Source organism: Lutispora sp., assembly GCF_041687175.1.
GTDB lineage: Bacteria > Bacillota > Clostridia > Lutisporales > Lutisporaceae > Lutispora.
Map to the genome: position 1 here is coordinate 1 of NZ_JAWLCK010000156.1, position 5,168 is coordinate 5,168.

General features: G+C 37.3%; 3 protein-coding genes and 1 pseudogene. All 4 read right to left on the reverse strand.

What is annotated here, in order from left to right; all coding sequences use genetic code 11:
• On the reverse strand, positions 1-1,553 hold a 1,553-nt coding region (locus tag ACESM9_RS14190; RefSeq protein ID WP_373000087.1), incomplete at its 3' end, for a peptidoglycan-binding domain-containing protein.
• Between the two features lie 430 nt (positions 1,554-1,983).
• Positions 1,984-3,201, reverse strand: a complete 1,218-nt coding sequence (gene arcA, locus ACESM9_RS14195; protein ID WP_373000090.1) for an arginine deiminase — start codon at positions 3,199-3,201, stop codon at positions 1,984-1,986.
• Positions 3,202-3,354: 153 nt separating this feature from the next.
• A complete protein-coding gene (locus tag ACESM9_RS14200) occupies positions 3,355-4,434 on the reverse strand; it encodes an NlpC/P60 family protein (RefSeq protein WP_373000093.1) in 1,080 nt (359 codons plus the stop codon).
• A 274-nt stretch (positions 4,435-4,708) separates the two neighbouring features.
• Positions 4,709-5,168: pseudogene (locus ACESM9_RS14205) on the reverse strand (mechanosensitive ion channel family protein); the annotation flags it as partial.

The window sequence follows — 5,168 nt, forward strand, 5'->3', positions numbered from 1 at the left end:
TAAAGAGCTATTTTGCGATCTAGTTTTTCTTTATTTATAAATTCTCCATCCAGTACAAGCTCTTTGTCAGTAGTAAAGTCATTTTCAAAAATTACAATCCATGTGCCGTCTTTGCTCATTGCTTTCAACAAGGATGCTTCATCAGTTACAACTGATGCACTGCTCACTGCGTCTGCTTTAACAGGAGCTGCAGCTTTAGCAGCCTCAACAATTGCAGAGACATATCCATATGTATCTACCAAAGTAGCTCCGCTTACTGCATCAACCATCTTATCTGCTGGTGTAGCTACAAGAGTCTTTTCTAACTCTTCCACTGTCTTGCCTGTTGCATATACCTGTATTGCATCCAAAGATTTATCAACAGGTACTGTTGAACCGGCTTTAACTGCCATGTTTGCACTATAGGTTGCTGCATTTACTCTCTTGGACATCAATACCTTACCTTCTGCAAAGTTTGCTCCAAAATCAGCTTCTGAATTTGGTACTCCTACATAACTGCTTGCATCTGATACCTGGTAATCATCAAGTATTGCGCCGAGGATTTTATCTCCTGATACAGCAGTAACCGCTATTGTGAAGCACTTGGTTCCATGAGCTGCATACTCAACTTTTCCTAGCTCTATGGATTTTGCTTCATCTGCGTCAACCCTGGATGTTTCCTTAGCAGCTTTAGCAGCCTCAACAATTGCAGAAACATATCCATATGTATCTACCAAAGTAGCTCCGCTTACTGCATCAACCATCTTATCTGCTGGTGTAGCTGCAAGAGTCTTTTCTAACTCTTCCACAGTCTTGCCTGTAACATATGCCTGTATTGCATCCAAAGATTTGTCAACAGGTACTGTTGAACCGGCTTTAGCGGCCATGTTTGCGCTGTAAGCTGCTGCATTTACTCTCTTGGACACCAATACTTTACCTTCAGCAAAGTTTGCTCCAAAATCAGCTTCTGAATTTGGTACTCCTACATAGCCGTTGGAATCCATTACCTGATAATCATCAAGTACTGCGTCAACTATTTTATCATCTACCATTGCTACTGCAGCAACTGTAAAGCATTTTGTTCCATGGGCTGCGTATTCTACTTTACCAAGCTTTACAGATACTTTCCCATCAGCAGCTGCTGGCGCTGGTGCTGCTGAAACAACGCCTATATTAAGCTTTGCAATTGTCTTTGGACCAACTATACCATCAGCTTTAAGACCATTTTTACTTTGGAAGTCCTTGACTGCAGCTTCCGTCTTCTTTCCATAGATTCCATCAACAGTCAGTTGGTATCCATTATTGTTAAGCACTTCTTGTAGAAGCTTAACATCTCCGCCGTATGAACCAAAAGCAATCAATCTGTTAATTTCTGATGCTGTTTCATAGGAAACTGGAGCTTTTGGTGCAGTTGGTGCTTTAGGTGCAGCAGGAGTGGGTGCCGGGGTTGCTTGTCCTGTAGCTGCAGACACCACGTCTACGCCAAAGGGACCAAGCTTTGGACCGCCTACTGCTACAGAGAGCAGCAATACTGCCACTAATACATAAGATAATCTTTTTACACTGTTTTTCAAAGAATAACCTCCTTGTAGTTTATTTTGAAGGAATACTCTCCAACTTGCCTAGGAGAAGCTTCCTTTCAATCTGAAATGGAAATATGTATATATTCTATATTCCAACTATATACTTTTTTAAATCATTATTATTTTTTATACTAAATATATGCAGATTAAACAGTTATATGAACAGTATGTTTGATAATTATCTAACAACCATGGACATGCTTTAATACTTCCATTATAGTATATAATCTTTTAAATTAATTTTCAATGGATTTTTGTCAAATATACTTCTCATTTCCATACAAAGTTTATACATTTTATCTCAAAACATATTCATATTATTATTTGTTACTCAAAATATTTACACAAAAAATATACAATAATGAATTAAGCCACATGTTTAACCATTATTGTATATTTGTATCTGGGTTTTTCTATATTCTTACTCCCTCATCAAAGGCATGCTCATGCATCTGGGGCCTCCCCGTCCCCTTGATAATTCATAGGATTCAAATTCTAGTACTTCTATATTGTTTCTTCTTAATGCCTTGTTTGTCACATGGTTTCTGTTATAACAAACAACTTTACCAGGAGATATGGCAAGAGTATTGCTTCCGTCACTCCACTGCTCTCGGCTTGCTGCTATCCGATCACCGTCTCCGCATCTTATAAGATTGACGGAAGATAGTTTTAAATGCTTTTTTAGAACAGTAGATAAGTCTTCGTGTTCATGCTTTATACTAAGCTCATTATTCTTTCCCCTGGTGATGCTGTATACATCCAGAGGGTCTTCTATACCTGGATATATGGTAAACTGGTCATAATCCACCATTGTAAACACCGTATCCAGATGCATATAAGCTCTGGCCTTGGGTATATCAAAGGCCAATACGGTTTCGAAGGTCTCTCCAGAATTCAATAGGTTCTGTGATAATCTTTCAATTGCTACAGGGCTGGTTCTATCACTTATGCCTATAGCCACAACTTTCTCAGAGAGAACTAGAATATCTCCACCCTCTACTGAGTATGTTTTATCTCTGTTATACCATTTTGGCACATTTCTAAATCTGGGATGATAATCGAATATGTACTTAGCGAATATTGTTTCCCTGTTACGGGTTTCAATAGACATAACATTCAAGGAAATTCCATGGCCTATTGAAGCAAAGGGATCTCTCTGGAAATATAGATTAGGAATAGGATCCAGGTAAAATGGATAAGGGTTTTTTACCATATCACCAAGAGACTTTGGCTTGATATCATTTAACTCCTCTTTCCTTACTCCCGCTATGCATTTTACAATCAGCTCCTTAGGCGAAAGGTGACTGAAGAATTCCAGCAACGCTTCTTTTAGGCCTTCTGTAGCGGCTTTCCCTTCTTTTATAAATTCCATCACAAATTCTTCTCTTACTTTTGAGTCTTCAAGGACATCTGTCATTAGATCAGTAAGATAAAGAACCTCTGCTCCTTCTTTCCTCAGTATATCGGCAAATTGGTCATGTTCTCTCCTTGCCTGTTCTAAAAATGCAATTTCATCAAATAGAAGTCTCCTAAGATAATCGGGAACTATATTTTCAATCTCCTCACCAGGTCGATGAAGGAGTACTGATTTTAACTTCCCTATTTCATTATAAACAGAAATGCTATGGTTTAGAGACATATTGATCATCCTTTCCATATATGTTCTAAACCATAGTTTCTTCACATTATAGCTTACTTATTCTATGGCAGCTTTCATCATGTTTTAAAAATTATTTCATGTAATTCGTTAGGTCAAGCTAATACCATGGAAGCTTATACTTTCCTGGAATTATCAGAAAACCCTCTTGGCTGTGTAATAGCATCTTTGGTAATACCCCGACAAAAGAGTGGTTCTCTTTACAACATCTCCTGTTTGAGGCGAGTGTACGAATTCACCGTTTCCTACATATATTCCCACGTGGTGCACATTCTTGCCGTCTCTTGCGAAAAATACTAAATCTCCATATGCTAAATTTTCTTTTGGTACATAGACTCCAACCTTGGATTGAGCACTTGCTGTTCTAGGTAGTGATATGCCTAGCTTGCCGTATATTGAATAAACCAAACCGGAGCAATCATAGCTATTAGGTCCGGTGGCACCATACTTATAAGGCTTGCCCATCTCCGGCGCTATAAGCTCCTCCAATTTTAATTTCAAAGCCAGCTCTCTTCTGCTTGTCCCTTCTCTCGACACGACTATAGTATCCTTGGATGTCATAGCTTTATCATAGGTTCTCTTTATGAGAGATATTGCTTGTTCTCTAGATGTATAACCCCAAGGATTAAAAAGATTTTCACCAACTCCGTTTGTTACTTCGATACCATATAGATAAGCCACAGCTTCTCTAGCCCAAGGTGAAATCTTATTGTGATCTGCAAATATGTGTTTGCTTATGCTTGAATAATCATATTGAGGCCTTGCAGCCCTTAGCCCTCGATATATCATAACGCTTATATCCTGTCTGGTTATGAAAGCATCAGGAGCAAACTTACCATCTCCTATGCCCTTTACAATGCCCAGACTGTTTGCTTTTATTACTTGCTGATTGGTTGTATCAGTAAAGGGGCTTTGGGCTTCTAATATATAATCTTCTCCCCTTAAAGCTTCATACAGCTTTACAACTGCCTCACTAAATTCTTCTCTTGTGATATTTTTACCATATTGACCCTGAATTCTTTCTGGAATTAAATTCAGTTCTTTGGCTCCTTCGATATCTGCTTTAGCCCAATCACTTGGGATATCTTCTTCACTAAGAACAGCTTCATTATTTGGTTGTAGGGCTGAATCAGCATATGTAATGTTTGCAATTATTGCAATTGCTATAATTATAAACACAAAAACCAAGCTATCTTTGCTGCATATTTTCCTCATAAATTGCTTCATCCTTTCCAGCGACGTTTTAGTCTATTAAATTGTTCCCAAACAATAGCTTATTTTTTATGTTTACATAATATCATATATTTTATTATTTGTGGAAACTTTATTATTCCACCATTGTTACTATATGGATAAAAGCACCAAGGTTCTGGATATAGATAGGGCAGCCATAAGAAATCCTCCCTATGCTTAGGGAGGATAAAATTCGTTATATAATACCTTAATGTATGATAGATTAAATCATGATATGAATAATTTTATCTTTTAGCTATTGCCTTAAATTCACTAAATCATATCCTGAAGGACTCTGGTAAACCCGTAAATCGAATTCGTGGAGAACAGCAAATATATGTTCAAAAATATCCCATTGTATCATTTCATAATTAACCCAAGCTGTACCATCTGTAAAAACATATAATTCTATTGGCAAACCTTTTTCCGTTGGTTGAAGCTGTCTAACCATCATTGTCATCTTTTTATTAAGCTTAGGATGGTTTTTCAGATATTCAATTAAGTAAGCCCTAAATACACCTAAATTTGTTAACTGCCCATTGTCTTTTTTCTTATTATCCATATATTCTTTAAGACTGGGATTTTTGCTAAATCTCTCAAGCATTTCTTCAGTACAAAATCTAATGCTGTTCATATCTATATAAATATGCCTTTTTATTCTTCTGCCTCCGGATTCCTGCATTCCGCTCCAATTTTTAAACGATTGGTTAATCAAG

What these genes read in the sequence shown, in the direction of transcription:
- ACESM9_RS14200 (WP_373000093.1), bottom strand. Translation starts at nt 4,434, where the DNA reads ATGAGGAAAATATGCAGCAAAGATAGCTTGGTTTTTGTGTTTATAATT.
- arcA (WP_373000090.1), bottom strand. Translation starts at nt 3,201, where the DNA reads ATGTCTCTAAACCATAGCATTTCTGTTTATAATGAAATAGGGAAGTTA.